This is a genomic window from Sphingomonas sp. RS6, from assembly GCF_054489705.1.
In genome coordinates, this window is record NZ_JBTMWM010000002.1 from 1 (window position 1) to 16,969 (window position 16,969).

The following is a 16,969-nucleotide window of genomic DNA, read 5'->3' on the forward strand; positions in this document are numbered from 1 at the left end:
CCCTCCAGCCGCTGCTTGATCGCCAGCAACTCGCCAGCAATCTGATCCCGCAGCTCCGCGCTCATCCGAATCGACGGCGCCGCAACGCCGATCGCCACCAGTGTCGCACCGCCCCGCGACGCCGAAATGCCGAGACCCGAAATGCCCTGGGTCAGCTCGTCCTCGGTCGCCGCCACGCCGCTCCGCCGGATCTCGACGATCTGCCGCCGCAACACCGCCTCGTCGCACAAGGTCTGGGGCGTGAACCGCGATCGCTGGCTGGCGGCGAAATAGGCGTCGAGCTGGCGATCGTCATAGCTGGCGAGCAGCGCCTTGCCCGCGGCGATGGCATGGAGCGGCACGCGTGCGCCGACATCGAGCGCGTAGCGTAGATTCTGGCGCGACGTTTCCGTCATCACCACCGTCATTTCCCAATCGACGGCCTGGAACAGCGACGCGGTCTCGTCGAACCGCCGCCTGAGCCCGCGAACCAGCGGCCTGGCGCGGTCGAGCAGCGATTGCGATGCGCCGCGGCCAAGCCTTTCGAGCCCTTCGCCGGGCTGGAGAAGCCGCCCGTCACGGCGCAGATAGTTGCGCTCGACGAGCGTCGCCACGAGATAGGAAAGGCTGCTCATCGGGATGTCGAGCGCGGTGGCGATCTCCTGGGCGGGAACGCCGTCAGGGCGGGCGACGACATATTCGATCAGGTCGAGCGTGCGAACGGCCGACTTGACCGCGGTCGGGCCGGCGCTGTCCCGCGAACCGGCCATCAGCGCCTCGGCAGCGGAGCGCCGGCGCGTGCGCCGCTCGAACCTTCCACTGCCGCCATCGCCATCGCCTCGCGTCCCCTGTTAGCCGATCGGGAGCGTCCCCGATCCGTTGCGGAAAGGCGCCTCCATGTCACGGCTCGGGCCAACATGCCAGCGCGGCGACTGCGCGCCGACGCGGGTGCCGGCATGGGCGCTGCGGCCGCGCATCGCCGCTGCAGCGCCCGTCCGCTCATGCCGTCTGGACGGCCTTGGTGCGCCAGCCATCGGCATAGCTGTCGCGGGCGACCTCCGAATAGGGCGCCGGGGCGACCGTCGCGCGGATTTCGGTCTGCACATGCGGCTCGACCGTGGGCTTGGAGGTGCCGCCGTCGGGCTCGCCCCACAGCAGCGTCACTTCGGTGCCCGGTGCGGCGACCGATTCGTCGACCATCGCCAGCGCGAGGAAGCGGCCCGCGTTGATCGTGTAGCCGATCCAGGTCGACAGGCCGACCGTCTTGCCGTCCTTGAGCACCGCGTCATAGGGGTGCATCGCATAGACCGCGCTCGGGAATTCAAGGAACTTCGCCTTGTCGCCGGTCTGGAGCATCGACGACATCACGCGGACGATGTCCTCATTGTCGAGCGCCAGCGTGACCTTGCGACGGTGCGGGCGGTCCTTCATCTTCTCCAGCGCCGCGCGGCCGATGAAGTCATGGTCGAACTTGACCATGATGCCATAGCCCAGATCCCAAGGGGTCAGATAATAATCCTCGATCCGCTCGGAGACGAAGCTGCCGCCCAGCGAGCACATCCCCTCATAAGCGCGGGCGCCGAGCCATTCGCGATACGCCTTGGTGCCTTCGCCGGTGTAGATCGCCGGAAGCGGCGAGGGGATCCAGCCCGATTCGAGCGTGTTCGAGCTGTAGGTCCGGCCGCCGCACAGCACGAGGCCGAAGTCCTTGCCCGCTTCGACCAGCGCACCGTGCACGGCATCATAATCCTGCCACGGGCCGAACAGTTCATAGCCCGGCTGGCCGACCATGCCGTGGCGCAGCGCGCGAACCTCGACGCCGGCGATGGTGATCGGCGCCATGTGGAAGAATTTGAGTTCGGGCGGCGTTGCGCCCATCGCGCGTTCGAGCACCTTCATCGCGTTCGGCCCCTGGAGCTGGAAGCGATAGTTGCGGCGATAGCCCTGCTGGTCGCGCGGGCGCGCGGCGGTGCGCTCGTCGCGCTCGACCTTGACGTCCCACTTGCCCGTCGACGCCCAATATTCGACCCATTCGATCGCCGGCGCGCGGCCGACCAGTTCGAAACGCTCTTCATCCAGATAGAAGAGGATCACGTCGCCGATCACATAGCCCTCCGGCGTCACCGGTGCGAACTGCTTGGCGCGGTTTGGCACGAAGCCCTTGAAGCTGTTGGGCGCGAGATAGGAGAGCATGTCGAACGCCCCCGGCCCGGTGACGAGCAGATCGACCATGTGGAAGCTCTGGTTGAACAGCACTGCGGTTTCCGCCCAGGAGCGCTGCTCGTCCCGCCAGTTCGAATATTCGGCCGGCACACCGGGATAGACATTCGGCCCCACCTGCTGGTTGCGCAGAAAATCGACGATATTGGGCTGTGCGTCGAGCACGGCCTGGAGGGTCTTGTCGGTCACTATATCATCCTTTGCTTGGCGAAGGTTGCGGATTGGGGTGAACCAGCCATCGCGCCACGGCGCGATTGAAGGCTTCGGGCTGTTCGGCCGGTGCCATGTGGCCGGCATCGGCGACGATCTCGATCATGGCGCCGGGAATGGCGGCTGCGATCGACTGTTGCTGTGCAACGGGTGACCATTGGTCATGTGCTCCACCGATGATCGCGACGGGACAGGCAAGCGTCGGCAGCACCGAGATCGCATCGGGACGAGCGAGCAGCGCCGCGATCTGCGCAGCATAGACCTCGACGCCCGCGTCGATCGCCATCGTCCGCAGCGTGCGATAACCGTCGCTGTCGAACGGCAGCGCGGGGCCCACCATCGGCGGTAGCCAGCGATCGACCAGTGCCGCCATCCCCTCGGTCCGGCCCAGCGCGAGCAGCGCATGTCGTGCCTCAGCTTCACCGGGGCGAACCGGGTGAACGCCGCTATTGGCGATCGCGATGCGCGCGATCCGATTGGGCGCCATGCGCCACATCGCCAGGGCGACCCGTCCGCCCATTGAGTGGCCGAACAACGCGCAGCCATCGGGAATCCCCGATAGCGCGTGTTCGGCCATCGCCTCGATCGTCGCCGCCCCGCCATAATAGCCATCGATCACCGTCGCATCGAATGCCGTCTGCTGCGCAGCAAACATGCGCGCGTCGCACATCAGCCCGGGCAGGATCACGACTCGCAACGCTGGCTCTCCAAATTCATGCTTGTGAAGTTTCGTCTATACGAAGTTCGTTGGCGCGGCTAGAGGCTTTCCCAAGCTTGGGAGAGATCGATGACGACGCCGATTCTTCATCCGAACTGGGCGCACCCGCCGCGCAATATGGTCGACGGCTATTCGATCGAGATCACTGCGAAAGATGTCGCGTCGCTCGAGGCGGCCGCAGCCGCGATCCCGGCCGAAACGCCGGTCGCGATCACCTTCCTGCCGGGCGAGGCGATGGATGCCCGGGTGGCTGCGGCGGTTCGGGTGCGCCAGCTGGGCTTCGAGCCGATGCCGCACTTCTCGGCGCGGCGCATCTCGGCGGCGAGCGAGTTCGAAACCTATCTCGCGGCGGTCGCCGAACGGGCGGCGGTGCGGCGCTGCTTCGTTGTGGCCGGTGATCCTCCCGCGCCCGAAGGCCCTTATTCCGACAGCAGCGAGCTGATCGCCAGCGGCGCATTCGAGCGCGCGGGCATCCGGGCGATCGGCGTCGGCGGCCATCCCGAGGGCCATCCCCATATGTCGTCCGACCAGGCATGGCAGGTGCTCGCGGCCAAATGCGACGCGATCGCCGCGCGCGGACTGGCGCCGTTGATCGTCACCCAGTTCGCATTCGACGCTGCGGCGGTGCTGGCCTGGCTGGCCGAGCTAAGGCGCCGGGGCATCGATGCGCCGGTGCGGATCGGCGTGCCCGGCCCGGCGGGGATCAAGACGCTGGTGCGGTTCGCGGCGCGCTGCGGCGTCGGGGCGTCGGCCGCCGTGCTGGCCAAATATGGCATCTCGATCGGCCAGCTGCTCGGCACCGCCGGACCGGACCGGCTGGTCGCGGCACTGGCGAAGGGCTTGACGTCGACGCATGGTCCGGTGCGGCTGCATTTCTATCCGTTCGGCGGCGTCGAAAAGACCGTCGCGTGGATCGCCGACTATGACCGGGCACATCGCGCCCCAGAAGGAGAAGCAATCCGTCATGGCTGATATCGCCGTCCTGCGCCTGCAATGCCCCGATTCGCTGGGGCTCGTCGCCCGCGTCTCCGGTTTCCTGAGCGAGCATGGCTGCAACATCGTCGATGCGCAGCAGTTCAACGATGCCGGCAACGCCCGCTTCTTCATGCGCGTCGCGTTCCAGCATGATGGTGCCGAGGGGCTGGCAGCGCTACGCCGCGCCTTTGCGCCGCTGGCCGAGGCAGCGGGCATGGAATGGACGATGAAGGACCAGGCCGTCCGCCGCAAGGTCGTGCTGATGGTGTCGCGCTGGGATCATTGCCTGGGCGATCTGCTGTACCGCATGATCCTCGGCGAACTGCCGATGGAGGTGGTGGCGATCATTTCCAACCATCCGCGCGAACGGCTCTACACCTCGCTCATCGGCGACATACCCTATCACTATTTCCCGACGACCCCGGCGACCAAGGCTCAGCAGGAGGCGCAGGTGAAGCAGGTCGTGATCGAAACGGGGGCCGAACTTGTCGTTCTGGCGCGCTACATGCAGATCCTGTCGGACGATCTGGCGCGGTTCCTGTCCGGCCGGTGCATCAACATTCACCACAGCTTCCTGCCGGGCTTCAAGGGCGCCAAGCCCTATCACCAGGCCTATGAGCGCGGCGTCAAGATGATCGGCGCAACGGCACATTATGTGACCTCCGACCTCGACGAGGGGCCGATCATCCACCAGGCGGTGGAACCCGCCAGCCATGCCGACACGCCCGACGATCTGGTGCGCAAGGGCCGCGACGTCGAACGGCGCGTGCTCGCCGAGGCGGTGCGTCTTCACCTCGACGATCGGGTGCTGCTCAACGGAACGCGGACGGTGGTGTTCCGGGATTGAGCGGCGGGGTGCCCGCGCCGCCGATCAGGGTAGCCAGCCCTCGAAGCAGGCGCCGCGCACGCTGGGTATCAGCCGGAGATCGCCGGCATGTGCGAGGAAAATCTGCCGTGCCAGTGCCAGCCCGACGCCGCTTCCGTTCGACTTGGTGGTGAAGAAGGGGCGAAAGATCGCCTCGCGGTCCGCGGCGGCGATGCCGGGGCCGTTGTCGGCAATGCGGAAGCGGGTCTCGCCGGCACCGGTCTCGACCGTCAGCGTCGCGACGCCGCCGCCGCCGGTCGCTTCCGCCGCATTCTGGAGCAACGCCCAGAGCGCGGCGCTCAGCTGATCGGCATCCGCCCGAAGCGGGGCCGATCCCGCTGCCGCCACCTGCAGGTCATGGCCGGGCCAGCGTGTTGCGAACAGCCGGGCCAGATCGGCGACGAGATCGTCGATGCGTATGGTTTGCAGCTGCGGTGCCGGAAGCCGTGCGAGCGCACGGTATGACTCGCCGAAGCGTTGCAGCCCCTCGGCCCGCCGCGCCACCGTCGCCACGGCGTCGCGGATCGCGGGCAGCGCCGGCGCTGAATCGTCCAGCATCGCCACTGCCGTCCGGCTGAGCGAGGCGATCGGCGTCAGCGCATTGACGATTTCGTGGCTGAGCACCTGCACCAGATCGCGCAGCGTCGCCGCCTCTGCCGCCTTCAGTTCCGCGTCGATATCGATCAGTGCGGCGAGCCGGCTCTGGCTGCCGCCCAGCACGAAATCGCTGGTGGTAAGCGCATAGCTTCGCCCGGCGATCGTCACGGTTGCCGCCCGCGCCTGGCCCGTCGCGATCGCCGCCAGAAGATCGGGCGGCGGCGCGGCGACCAGCTCCGCCGTTCCGAACAGGCGCCGGGCAGCGCGATTGACGACATGCAGCCGCCCCTCGCCATCCAACGTGACGATCGGCGCGGGCGAGAGATCGAGCAGCGCGGTCAGCCGGCGTTCGCGATACGCCCGATCGGGCGCAGGCCCTTGCGCAGCCGGGGCAAGTACGCGGGGCTGGCGCGCCGCCGCCACTGCCGTCCCCATCGCCCGCAGCGCGGTGAACGCAGCGACGAACGCGCTGGCATAGAAACCTGCCTGCCAAGCCAGCGCGCCGGCCGCACCCGCCAGCATCAGCACTGCGCTGCGCAGCAATGCTGCCCAACCCCTAGAGCCCATATTTTGCCATCCGCCGGTAGAGCGCTGCCCGCGTCAGCCCCAGCTCGGCCGCCGCCCGGCTGACATTGAAGGCGTGGCGCTTCAGCGCCGCTGCGACCAGCGCCGCTTCGCTGCGGTTGAGGTTGAGGTCGGCCTTGATCGCGCGCGGCTCCACCGCGTCGGCAGCCAGCGCAAGACCCAGCGCGGCAATGTCGATCGCCTCACCGCCGCCCAGCAGCACCGCACGCTCGATCACCTGGCGCAGGCCGTGTACACCTTCGGGCCAGCTGTCGGCGGCGATGGCGCGGGCGGCTTCGTCGGTCAGGCCACGTAGCGGCTGGCCATAGCGGCCGGCGAACAGCGCCAGGAAGTGCCGAGCGAGCAGCACCGCATCGGCGCCCCGGCCGGCGAGCGGCGGCAGCACGATCTCCACCGCATTCAGTCGGAAGCGCAGATCGTCGATCAGTGCGGCGCGGAGGCCTGCCCGGTCCAGCCGGCTGGTGGCAAGCACGCGCAGGCCGCCCAGCCGACGCGCCAGTTCCGGCTGGAGCGCCGGCGCGAGCCGGTCGACTTCCTCGACCAGCAGCGTCGCGTCCTCGGCGGCGGCAACCCGCGCCTCGATCGTCGCCAGATCCGCGACGGCGGCATCGAGCGCCACCAGCGGCCGTTCGGCGCGCGGCGAGGCCCGGTGGAGCATCTGCGCGGCGAGTGTCTTGCCGCTCCCCGTGGGCCCAGTGAGCAGCACGGCGGCGTCGGTCGGCCCGACCCGCGCGATCAGCCCGCGTGCGGTCTCGATCTCCGGCGCCTCGCCCAGCAGCAACAGCGCCTCTTCCGCCGTCGGCGCCGGTGCCGCCGCCAGCTTCGCCCGGCGCAGCTCCACTGCGCGCTCGACCGTGGCGAGCAGCCGTTCGTTGCTCCACGGTTTGATGACGAAGTCGCTCGCCCCGCCGCGCATCGCCTGCACGGCCACCGCGATGCCGCTGTGCCCGGTGACGACCACCACCACGGCGTTGCGATCCGCCGCGATCAGCCGGTCGAGCATGCGAAACCCCTCTTCGCCGCTGGTCCGGCCGCGCGCGAAATTCAGGTCGAGCAGTATCGCGTCCACCGGCCCTTCGGCCAGCCGGACCCAGGCCGCATCGGGATCGGCTGCCCCGATCACGCGCATGCCGCTGCGCTCGAGCAGCAGGGTCGCGGCGCGGACGATGTCGGGATCGTCGTCGATCACCAGCACGGTCGGTGATTCGGGGGACACGGGCTTGACGGCTCCTGGCAAGTGTTCGGATTCGGACACTAGCTTGGCGACTGTTCGGCTCCCACGCCAGTCCCTTGCAGATAGTTTCATAAAAACAGTGCTTTAGGTGCGAACGCCGCGATCAGTTACGCTGGCGGCATGGAAACAAGCCTCCCTCCAACCAACGGTGCCGCGATGGACCGGCGGATCGAGCGTCCGCATGCCCGCCGCCGCAAGCTGTTGCTGCGCGGCGCGATCGGCGTCGTGATTGCGGTCGCCGCTGTCCTGCTCTGGTGGTGGATGCCCGCGTCGGGGTCGCTCGCGGTCGATGCTGCAACGATCCGCATCGCCCCGGTGACCCGCGCCGCCTTCGCCGATTATGTGCCGCTGCGCGCGCAGGTGGCACCGCTCCAGACCGTCTATGTCACGGCGGTCAGCGGCGGCCAGGTCGAGGCGCTGATCGCCAGCGACGGTCAGTCGGTTGCCGCCGGCGCACCGCTGGCCCGGCTGGCCAATCCCGACCTTGCGCTCGACGTCGCCAGCCGTTCGGCGAACATCGCCGGCCAGCTGAGTTCGATCAGCGGCCAGCGCCTGTCGATCCAGCAAGCTCGCGAACAGACCCAGCGCGACATCGCCTCCGCCCGCAACGAATTGGCCAAGGCCGAGGCGCTGTTGCGCCAGAAGCAGATCTTGTTCGACAAGCAGATCGTCACCGCCGCCGCGCTGGCGCCGCTGCGCGACGAGGCCGCCTATCAGCGCGCGCGCCTGACCGCGCTGACCCGGGCCGCGCAGGAAGCGGACAAGATGCTCGCCGCCCAGTCGGCGGGTGTCGATGCGACCGCCGGCGAGCTGCGCGAGAGCCTGGCGATGACCCGCGCGGGCCTTGCCGCGCTGGTGGTGCGCGCGCCGGTGGCGGGGCGGCTGACCGCCTTTACGCTGCAACCGGGCCAGATGGTGAAGCCCGGCGATGCCGTCGGCCAGGTCGATTCCGAACATGCCTGGAAGCTGACCGCCGATGTCGACCAATTCTATCTCGGCCGGGTCCGCACCCGGCTGAGCGCGGTCGCGGATATCGACGGGCGATCGATCCCGCTTACCGTCATCAAAGTGCTGCCGCAGGTGACCGAAGGGCGCTTCCGCATCGAACTCAGCTTTACCGGTGCCCCGCCGACGGGGCTCAACCGCGGCCAGACGCTGGACGTGCGGCTGACGCTCGGCGCCGACCGGTCCGCGGTGGTGGCACCGTCGGGTGGCTGGCTCGATGCCGGCGGTACCACCGCCTTCGTGCTGACCAGCGATGCCAGGGCCGTGCGCCGGGCAATCGCCACCGGCCGCCGCAATCCCGACCAGGTCGAAGTGACCAGCGGCCTCGCCCCCGGCGACCGCATCGTCACTAGCCCGCTCGCCACCTACGCCCCCTACCAGACCCTGCTGATCCGTTAAGGAGCCCCGCCATGATCGAACTGAAAGCCATCCATCGCGCCTATCGCTCCGACGAAGTCGAAACGACAGCGCTCGCCGAAATCGACCTGACCGTCGAAGTGGGCGAGTTCGTGGCGATCATGGGGCCGTCGGGCTGCGGCAAGTCGACGCTGCTCAACATCCTTGGCACGATCGACCGGCCGACCAGTGGCGCGTACCTGTTCGAAGGCGAGGACATCGCCAGGGTAGCCGAGGCCCAGTTGGCGAAGCTCCGCCGCGACCGGCTCGGCTTCGTGTTCCAGAGCTTCAACCTGATCGACGAACTGACGATCGCCGAGAATGTCGCGCTGGCGCTCGCCTATCGTTCGATGCCGGCGCGCGAGAAGCGCGAACGGGTCGACGCGGCGATGGATCGGGTCGGCATCGCGCATCGTCGCGACCACCATCCGCACCAGCTGTCGGGTGGCCAGCAGCAGCGCGCCGCGATCGCGCGCGCGATCGTCAGCGAGCCGAAGCTGATCCTGGCCGACGAACCGACCGGCAATCTCGACTCCGAAAACGGCGCGCAGGTGATGGACATCCTCACTCGACTCAACGCCGACGGCGCCACCATCGTGATGGTGACGCACTCGCCGGCCCATGCCGACATCGCCCGGCGGACGGTGCACATGCTCGACGGCAGGATATTGTCCGCCGTGCGGAGGGCGGCGTGAAGCTTGACCGCGTCCTGACCGTGCTGGTGCTGCTGCTCCTCGCCGTCGCCCTGCTCCGCCATTTGTCCACCACCCGTGAAACGGGAGTGACGCCATGACCCCGGCGCTTACCAGCTTCTATCGCTCGCTCACCCGCCACAAGCTGTTCGCCGCGCTCAACATCGGCGGGCTGGCGCTCGGCATCGCGGTGTTCCTGGTGCTATACCTGTTCGTGCGGTTCGAGACCGGGTTCGACCGGTGGATCCCCGGCGCGGACCGGCTCTACCTGATCCAGGAAACCTACCACATGCCCGGCTACCCGGAGACGCCGAGCCCCTATACCATGGGGGCCGAGCTCGAACATCTCCGCGCCGATTATCCGCAGCTCGAAGGCACGCGCTTCTGGCCGCTTGGCGGCATCATCCGCCAGGGCGCGGTGAGCAGCAGCGAGGATCTGACAGCGGTCGATCCAAATTATTTCCAGCTGATGCGCCTGCCGGTGCTCGCCGGCGACCCGAGCCGTGCACTCGCCGATCCAGACACCATAGTGATCACGCAGCGCGTTGCCACCACCTATTTCGGCGCGCAGTCCCCGCTGGGGCGCACGCTGACGATCGTCATCGGCGACAAGACCTACACCTATCGGGTCGGCGCAGTGATCGCGAACAATCGCAAGGATCAGAGCCTAACCTCCGAAATCTACGTGCCGATGAACCGTGCACGCTTCGCAAGCGAATGGTTCGATCACTGGGGCAGCACTTCGCTCGCGACCCTGCTACGCTTTCCCGACAAGGCTGCCGCCCGCGCCTTCGAAGACGAATTGCACCGTTTTGCCGATCGCCGCGTGTTCGGCGGCGATATCAAGAAGGGCGAATGGGAACAGTCGCTGCGCGCACTGACCGATCACCATCTGTTCGATCCGGCCGATCGCGCGGTGGTCACGACACTCGGTGCCGTGGGCGCCCTCACGCTGCTGATCGCGGTGGTCAACTATATCAACCTCGCCACCGCCCGCGCCGGACTGCGCGCCCGCGAAGTCGCCGTCCGAAAGGTCCTGGGCGGCACCCAGCGTGCGCTGATCCTTCAGTTCCTGCTGGACGCGGTGGCGACAGTGGCACTCGCGGCATTGATCGGGCTTGCGCTCGCCGAACTTGCGCTCCCCTTCCTCAACAGCCTGGGCGGCCTGAATCTCGCGGTCGATTATTGGGGTGCGCAAAGCATCCTGCCGGGGCTGCTGATGCTGGTGTTGCTGGTCGGCGGCGTCGCGGGCCTCTATCCTGCGGTGGTGCTGGCGGGCTTTCGGCCCGCCGCAGTGCTGGCCTCGGCGCGTGCGCCCGGCGGCGGCAAGGCCGGCGCGCGGCTCCGCGCCGGGCTGGTGGTTGGCCAGTTCGCCGTCGCCATCGCCTTCGCCATCGGCACGACCGTGATGATTGCGCAGACCGCTCACATTCGCGCCGCAGACTTGGGCTTCCAGCGCAACGGACTATACGTGGTCCGCTCGTTCGTTTCGGATTCGGTGCTGCCTGAACAGAAGACGGCGCTGCTCCGGGCCTTCGCGGCGATCCCGGGCGTGACGAACGTCACCTCTGCGGAGAATGCGCCGGGCGATCAGAATATGACCAACCGCGCCTCGATGTACCAGCCCGGCAAGGAAGCGACGATCAAGCCTTCACTGATGCATGTGCAGGTTGGTGAAAACTATTTCGGTACCTTCGGTGCGCGGCTGGTCGCCGGGCGGGTGTTCGACAATGCGCACCCATCGGACAATTTCGCACTTCGCATCAAGGGCAGCGACACGCCCTACAGCGTCGTCCTCAACCGCGATGCCGTCGCCAAGCTCGGGTTCCGCAGCCCGCAGGAAGCGATCGGCAAGCCGCTGAGCGGCAACGGCCCGATGACCGTGATCGGCGTAATCGACGACCTGCGCTTTCGCGGCCCGCGCGAGGCGGTGGGCGGCGTGGTCTATCGCTTCAGCAGCAAGCCGTTCGAGGCGTCCTTCGCCACGCTTCGCTACACGGGCAACCCGAGGGCGACAGCCGATGCGATCGAGGCGGCGTGGAAGCGGATCGTGCCGACCGAGCCGTTCATCGGCCGCACCGTTGAGGAAAACCTGTACAAGCGCTATTACGAACAGGACACCCAGCGCACCCGCTTGTTCACCATGGGTGCGGTGCTGGCGATCGGGATCGGCTGCATCGGCCTCTATGGCCTGGCCGCGTTCGACACGACGCGGCGGATCAAGGAGATCGGTATCCGCAAGGCACTCGGTGCCTCCACCGCGGACGTGCTCAAGCTGCTGGTCGGCAAGTTCCTGCGACCTGTCCTGATTGCCAACCTGATCGCCTGGCCGCTCGCCTGGGTGGCGATGCAGCGCTGGCTGTCGACCTTCGATGACCGGATCGCGCTCTCCCCCGCCTATTTCCTTCTCGCTTCAGCCCTCGCCGTGCTGATCGCGGTCGCCACCGTCATCGGCCAGTCTTGGCGCACTGCCCGTGCCGAACCCGCACGCGCCCTGCGCTACGAATAGGAGCCGTCATGCACCGCCTCGCCTGGGTCGCCCTCTATCGCTCACTCACCCGCGATCGGCTCTACGCCGCGCTCACCATCGGCGGGTTGGCGGTGGGGATCGCCACCTTCCTCATCCTCGCGCTCTATGTCCGGTTCGAGACGAGCTTCGAGCGCTGGCTGCCGCGCAATGATCGCATCTACCGCGTGGATACGGCGGTGCAGTTCCCCGGCAGCCCGTTCAACGGCGCTTATCCGACGACCATGGCGGGCCTGCTCGAGCAGATGCGGCAGGATTTTCCCCGTCTGGTCGGCACGCGGATCCGCGGGGGAGAGCGCGGGGGTGCGGTGCTACGCGGCGGCGTCGCCACGACCGAAGATGTCGCACAGGTCGACCCCGACTTCTTCGACGTGTTCGCCCTGCCCATGGTGCAGGGCGACGGCGCCCGCGCGCTGGCGGACCCGTCCGCCGCGCTGCTCAGCCGGTCGGCGGCACGGCGCTATTTCGGCAGCGCCGACCCGATCGGCCAGACGATTACGGTCAGCATGGACGCGCCCGCCAATTACCGGGTCGCCGGCGTGTTCGAGGATCTGCCGGCCAATAGCGAACTCCGCCTCGCCATCCTGATTCCGATTCCGAAGACGCCGCCACCGGCCGAATGGACCTGGTATAAATGGGGGACGGCGTCGGTCAGTACCTGGCTGCGCTTCGATACCCCTGGTGCCGCGCGCGCCTTTGCCGCGAAGCTGCCCGGCTTCATCGATCGCCGCGCCCAGCCCGATTTCGGCCCCGGCGCCTCCAAGATGCTGTCGCTGCCGCTGGTGCCGATCGCCGACACGCATCTGAAGCCGATGGGCGCCGAAAGCGCCAGCCGCGCGCTCATGATCACCACGCTCGGCACGATCGGGTTGCTCACCTTGCTGATCGGCATCGTCAACTATGTGAACCTCGCCACCGCCCGCGCCGGGCTGCGTGCGCGTGAGGTGGCGATGCGCAAAGTGGTGGGGGCGAGCCGTGCGGCGCTGATCGGCCAGTTTCTGGGCGAGGCGGTCGCCACCGTCGGTGTCGCTGCGCTGCTCGGGTTGATGCTGGCCGAAGTCGGGCTGCCGCTGGTCAACGCCGCCGGGGGCCTGTCGCTTGCCATGCCCTATGGCGGGGCATTGCCGATGCTGGCGGGCCTTACGCTGATCGTCGGGCTGCTGGCCGGCGGGTACCCCGCGCTGGTCCTGTCGCGCTTTCACGCCGCCGCAGTGCTGGCCTCGGCGCGGACGCCGGGGGGCGGCAAGGCGGGGGCGCGGCTGCGCGAAATGCTGGTGGTGGTGCAGTTCGGCCTCGCCATCGCCTTCCTGATCGGCACGGTCGTGATGGCGGTGCAGATGCGTCACCTGCGCGACGCCGATCTGGGCTTCCGCCGCGAAGGGCTGATCACCATCGCCTCGCTCGCCGATCCGAAGGTCGGAGCGGATCAGGCGCATGCGCTGCTGGCGGCGCTGCGGGCGTTGCCCGGCGTGCAGCGCGTCGGCACGGCCAATGCAGCGCCGGGCGGCGATGGCACCAGCAACATCGACATTGTGGAGCAACCGGGCCCGCCCGGGCAAGGCCCGCTGTTGCGCCTGATCAGCGTCGGACCGGACTTCTTCCAGACCTATCAGCCGCGGCTGCTCGCCGGGCGGCTGGTCGACGACGCGCATGCCGCCGACGATTCCACCGACTGGAGGCGCTGGAATCTGGGTCGCAACGTCATCCTCAACCGGCGCGCCGTGACGGCGCTTGGTTTCCGTACGCCCGAGGAAGCGGTCGGGAAGACGGTGGGCGGTCCCCGCCCGCGCACGATCATCGGCGTGATCGACGAGCTTCGCTTCTTCTCCCCGCGCACGGCCGATACGGCCGCCTACTACATCTATTACCGCGACCTGGTGCCCCAGCCTATCGCGACGCTGCGCTTTACCGGCGATCCGCGGGCGATGCTGGAAAAGGTCCAGGAGACGTGGCGCCGGCTGGTGCCGCAGGTGCCGTTCCGTGGTGCCACCGCCGACCAGCGGATGGCCGACCTCTACGCCGCCGACGAACATGCGACCCGGCTGGTCGGCATCGGCACCGGGCTGGCCGTGCTGATCGGCTGTATCGGCCTGTGGGGCCTGGCCGCGTTCAGCACCGCGCAGCGGGTGAAGGAGATCGGCATCCGCAAGACGCTAGGCGCGTCGACCGGCGATATCCTCCGCCTGCTGGTCCGCCAGTTCCTGCGGCCGGTGCTGCTCGCTAACCTGATCGCCTGGCCAATCGCCTGGGCGGCGAGCCGCGCCTGGCTGGCGGGGTTCGGCGATCGGATCGCGCTGTCGCCGGCCTATTTCCTGCTCGCATCCGCGACGGCGATCGGCATCGCGGTCGCCACCGTCATCAGCCAGTCGTGGCGCAGCGCCCGCGCCGAACCCGCCCGCGCCCTGCGTCACGAATAGGGGCGGGCGGCGTGGCGCTCAGACGTCGAGATTGGCGACGCTGAGCGCGTTCTGCTGGATGAACTCGCGGCGCGGTTCGACCACGTCGCCCATCAGCTGGGTGAAGATCGAATCGGCGACATCGGCCTGATCGATCGCCACCTGGAGCATCGAGCGGTTCTGCGGATCGAGCGTGGTCTCCCACAGCTGCTCCGCGTTCATCTCGCCCAGCCCCTTGTAGCGCTGGATCGCGAGGCCCTTGCGCCCGAAGGCGAGGATCGCGTCCAGCAGCTGCGAGGGGCGCGACACCAGCGTCTCGCCCTTGCCGACCGCGACGGGGGCGTCGTCCTCGGCCACCGGCGCATCGGCCTCCGTCGCCGCGCCCTTGGCCGAGACCAGCTTGGACGGGGAAAGATAGGCCGGCGCCTGCTCGGCGGCGAGCGCATGGAGCTTGCGCGCCTCGGCCGAGACGAGGAAGCTGGCCTCGACGATGTGGTGGTCGGTCACGCCGCGCCACAGCCGCTCGAAATGATAGCCGCCATCCTCGGTGATGCGCGCGCTCCAGCGGGCCTCGGCATCGGCCGCGTCGAGGCGCTGCACGACGGTCTTCAGCTCCTCGGCATGGCGCTCGCGGCTCACCGACGGATCGAGCGCGCCGCCCAGCGCCAGCGCCTCGATGATCATCGGATCGTAGCGGCGCGGCACATACCGCATGAGGGTACGCATGCGGCGGGCATGCTCGACCAGCGTGCGCAGGTCCTCGCCCGAGCGCTGGGCGCCGTTGGTGTCGAGCACCGTGCCACCGACGCCGGCATCGACCAGATACTGGTCGAGTGCGTTGTCGTCCTTGAGGTACACCTCGGAGCGGCCCTTGGTCGCCTTATAGAGCGGCGGCTGGGCGATATAGAGGTGCCCGTTCTGGATGATCTCGGGCATCTGACGGTAGAAGAAGGTCAGCAGCAGCGTGCGGATATGCGCGCCGTCCACGTCTGCGTCGGTCATGATGACGATCTTGTGGTAGCGCAGCTTCTCGACGTTGAAGTCGTCGCGGCCGATACCGGTGCCCATCGCCTGGATGAGTGTGCCGATTTCCTTCGAGCCGAGCATCCGGTCGAAGCGCGCGCGCTCGACGTTGAGGATCTTGCCGCGCAAGGGCAGGATCGCCTGGAAGTGGCGATCGCGGCCCTGCTTGGCCGAGCCGCCGGCCGAGTCACCCTCCACCAGGAACAGTTCGGACTTGGCGGGATCGCGCTCCTGGCAGTCGGCGAGCTTGCCGGGGAGCGAAGCGATATCCATTACGCCCTTGCGGCGGGTGAGCTCGCGGGCGCGCTTGGCGGCCTCGCGCGCGGCGGCGGCGTCGATCACCTTCTGGATGATCATGCGGGCATGTGCGGGATTCTCTTCCAGCCATTCGGCCAGCTTGTCGGCCATCAGGCTTTCGAGCGGCTGGCGGACTTCGGAAGAGACCAGCTTGTCCTTGGTCTGGCTGCTGAACTTGGGGTCCGGCAGCTTGACCGAGACGATCGCGGTAAGGCCCTCGCGCATGTCGTCGCCGGTGAGGCTGACCTTCTCCTTCTTCAGCGCGCCCGACTTTTCCGCATAGTTGTTGAGCGTGCGGGTCAGCGCCGCGCGGAACGCCGCGAGATGGGTGCCGCCGTCGCGCTGCGGGATGTTGTTGGTGAAGCAGAGGACGTTTTCGTAATAGCTGTCGTTCCACTCCAGCGCGACGTCGATCGTCACGTCGTCGCGGGTGCCGCTGATCGCCACCGGATCGGGCATCAGCGCGACCTTGTTGCGATCCAGCCACTTCACGAACGCGGCGATGCCGCCTTCGTAGAACAGCTCGATTTCCTTCACCTCCTCGTGCCGTGCGTCGCGCAGGATCAGGCGCACGCCCGAATTGAGGAAGGCGAGCTCGCGATAGCGATGCTCGAGCTTGTCGAAATCATATTCGGTGATCTTGAAGGTCGCCGGGCTGGCGAGAAAGGTCACGCGCGTGCCCTTCTTGCCGTTCGCCGGGCCGATCACCTTCAACGGCGCCTCGGCATCGCCGTGGCGGAAGCGCATGTAATGCTCCTCGCCGTCGCGCCAGATGTTGAGATCGAGCCACTCGCTGAGCGCATTGACCACCGACACGCCCACGCCGTGCAGGCCGCCCGAGACCTTGTAGGCATTGCTGTCCGAGGTGTTCTCGAACTTCCCGCCCGCATGGAGCTGGGTCATGATCACTTCGGCGGCCGAAACGCCCTCTTCCGAGTGGATGCCGGTCGGGATGCCGCGGCCATTATCCTCGACCGAGACCGATCCGTCCGGATTGAGCGTGATCAGGATCAGGTCGCAATGCCCGGCCAGCGCCTCGTCGATCGCGTTGTCCGACACTTCGAACACCATGTGGTGCAGGCCCGAACCGTCGTCGGTGTCGCCGATATACATGCCGGGCCGTTTGCGGACCGCGTCGAGGCCCTTCAGGACCTTGATCGAGTCGGCGCCATAATCATTCGCGTTGGGATCGTTCGTCGGGGGAGTGTCTGCCATGCCGAGCATATAGGAATTGGCGCCGCAAAACGAAA

General features: G+C 68.0%; 12 protein-coding genes. 6 read left to right on the plus strand and 6 right to left on the minus strand.

Annotation, left to right across the window (positions count from 1 at the left end):
- From ACX40Y_RS04765 to ACX40Y_RS04775, 3 genes are all read right to left on the minus strand, one after another.
- Nucleotides 1–749 (minus strand): IclR family transcriptional regulator (locus tag ACX40Y_RS04765; RefSeq protein ID WP_459118409.1); only part of this gene is annotated, 749 nt, incomplete at its 3' end.
- A 229-nt stretch (nt 750–978) separates the two neighbouring features.
- Nucleotides 979–2,388, minus strand: coding sequence for a syringate O-demethylase (gene desA, locus ACX40Y_RS04770; RefSeq protein WP_459118410.1), 1,410 nt, complete (start codon nt 2,386–2,388; stop codon nt 979–981).
- Nucleotides 2,389–2,392: 4 nt separating this feature from the next.
- The gene (locus ACX40Y_RS04775) at nt 2,393–3,097 is read right to left on the minus strand and encodes an alpha/beta fold hydrolase (protein WP_459118864.1); all 705 of its coding nucleotides are present in this window, start codon (nt 3,095–3,097) and stop codon (nt 2,393–2,395) included.
- Nucleotides 3,098–3,196: 99 nt separating this feature from the next.
- Here ACX40Y_RS04775 and ACX40Y_RS04780 point away from each other — a divergent pair, with 99 nt between their 5' ends.
- The gene (locus ACX40Y_RS04780) at nt 3,197–4,099 is read left to right on the plus strand and encodes a methylenetetrahydrofolate reductase (RefSeq protein ID WP_459118411.1); all 903 of its coding nucleotides are present in this window, start codon (nt 3,197–3,199) and stop codon (nt 4,097–4,099) included.
- Nucleotides 4,092–4,949, plus strand: a complete 858-nt coding sequence (gene purU, locus ACX40Y_RS04785; protein WP_459118412.1) for a formyltetrahydrofolate deformylase — start codon at nt 4,092–4,094, stop codon at nt 4,947–4,949. The genes ACX40Y_RS04780 and purU overlap by 8 nt, the downstream gene beginning before the upstream one ends.
- A 24-nt stretch (nt 4,950–4,973) precedes the next feature.
- On the opposite strand, the gene ACX40Y_RS04790 is transcribed toward purU, so the two are convergent.
- Entirely contained in the window at nt 4,974–6,107 is a 1,134-nt protein-coding gene (locus ACX40Y_RS04790) for a sensor histidine kinase (RefSeq protein ID WP_459118413.1), read from the minus strand.
- Between the two features lie 13 nt (nt 6,108–6,120).
- A complete protein-coding gene (locus ACX40Y_RS04795) occupies nt 6,121–7,365 on the minus strand; it encodes a sigma-54-dependent transcriptional regulator (protein ID WP_459118414.1) in 1,245 nt (414 codons plus the stop codon).
- A gap of 138 nt (nt 7,366–7,503) precedes the next feature.
- Between ACX40Y_RS04795 and ACX40Y_RS04800 the strand changes: the two genes are divergently transcribed.
- The 4 genes from ACX40Y_RS04800 to ACX40Y_RS04815 all read left to right on the plus strand — a co-directional run bounded on the left by ACX40Y_RS04800 (nt 7,504) and on the right by ACX40Y_RS04815 (nt 14,420).
- Complete coding sequence (locus ACX40Y_RS04800; RefSeq protein ID WP_459118415.1) at nt 7,504–8,787, plus strand: efflux RND transporter periplasmic adaptor subunit; 1,284 nt, start codon at nt 7,504–7,506, stop codon at nt 8,785–8,787.
- A gap of 11 nt (nt 8,788–8,798) precedes the next feature.
- On the plus strand, nt 8,799–9,479 hold the full coding sequence (locus ACX40Y_RS04805; protein ID WP_459118416.1) for an ABC transporter ATP-binding protein: 681 nt from the start codon (nt 8,799–8,801) through the stop codon (nt 9,477–9,479).
- 94 nt (nt 9,480–9,573) lie between these two features.
- Nucleotides 9,574–11,985: an ABC transporter permease gene (locus ACX40Y_RS04810; RefSeq protein WP_459118417.1), complete on the plus strand. Its 2,412-nt coding sequence runs from the start codon at nt 9,574–9,576 to the stop codon at nt 11,983–11,985.
- Nucleotides 11,986–11,993: 8 nt separating this feature from the next.
- A complete protein-coding gene (locus tag ACX40Y_RS04815; RefSeq protein ID WP_459118418.1) occupies nt 11,994–14,420 on the plus strand; it encodes an ABC transporter permease in 2,427 nt (808 codons plus the stop codon).
- An 18-nt stretch (nt 14,421–14,438) separates the two neighbouring features.
- Here the strand turns inward: ACX40Y_RS04815 and gyrB are convergent, their stop codons facing one another.
- Complete coding sequence (gene gyrB / locus ACX40Y_RS04820; protein ID WP_459118419.1) at nt 14,439–16,943, minus strand: DNA topoisomerase (ATP-hydrolyzing) subunit B; 2,505 nt, start codon at nt 16,941–16,943, stop codon at nt 14,439–14,441.
- Nucleotides 16,944–16,969 lie beyond the last annotated feature (26 nt).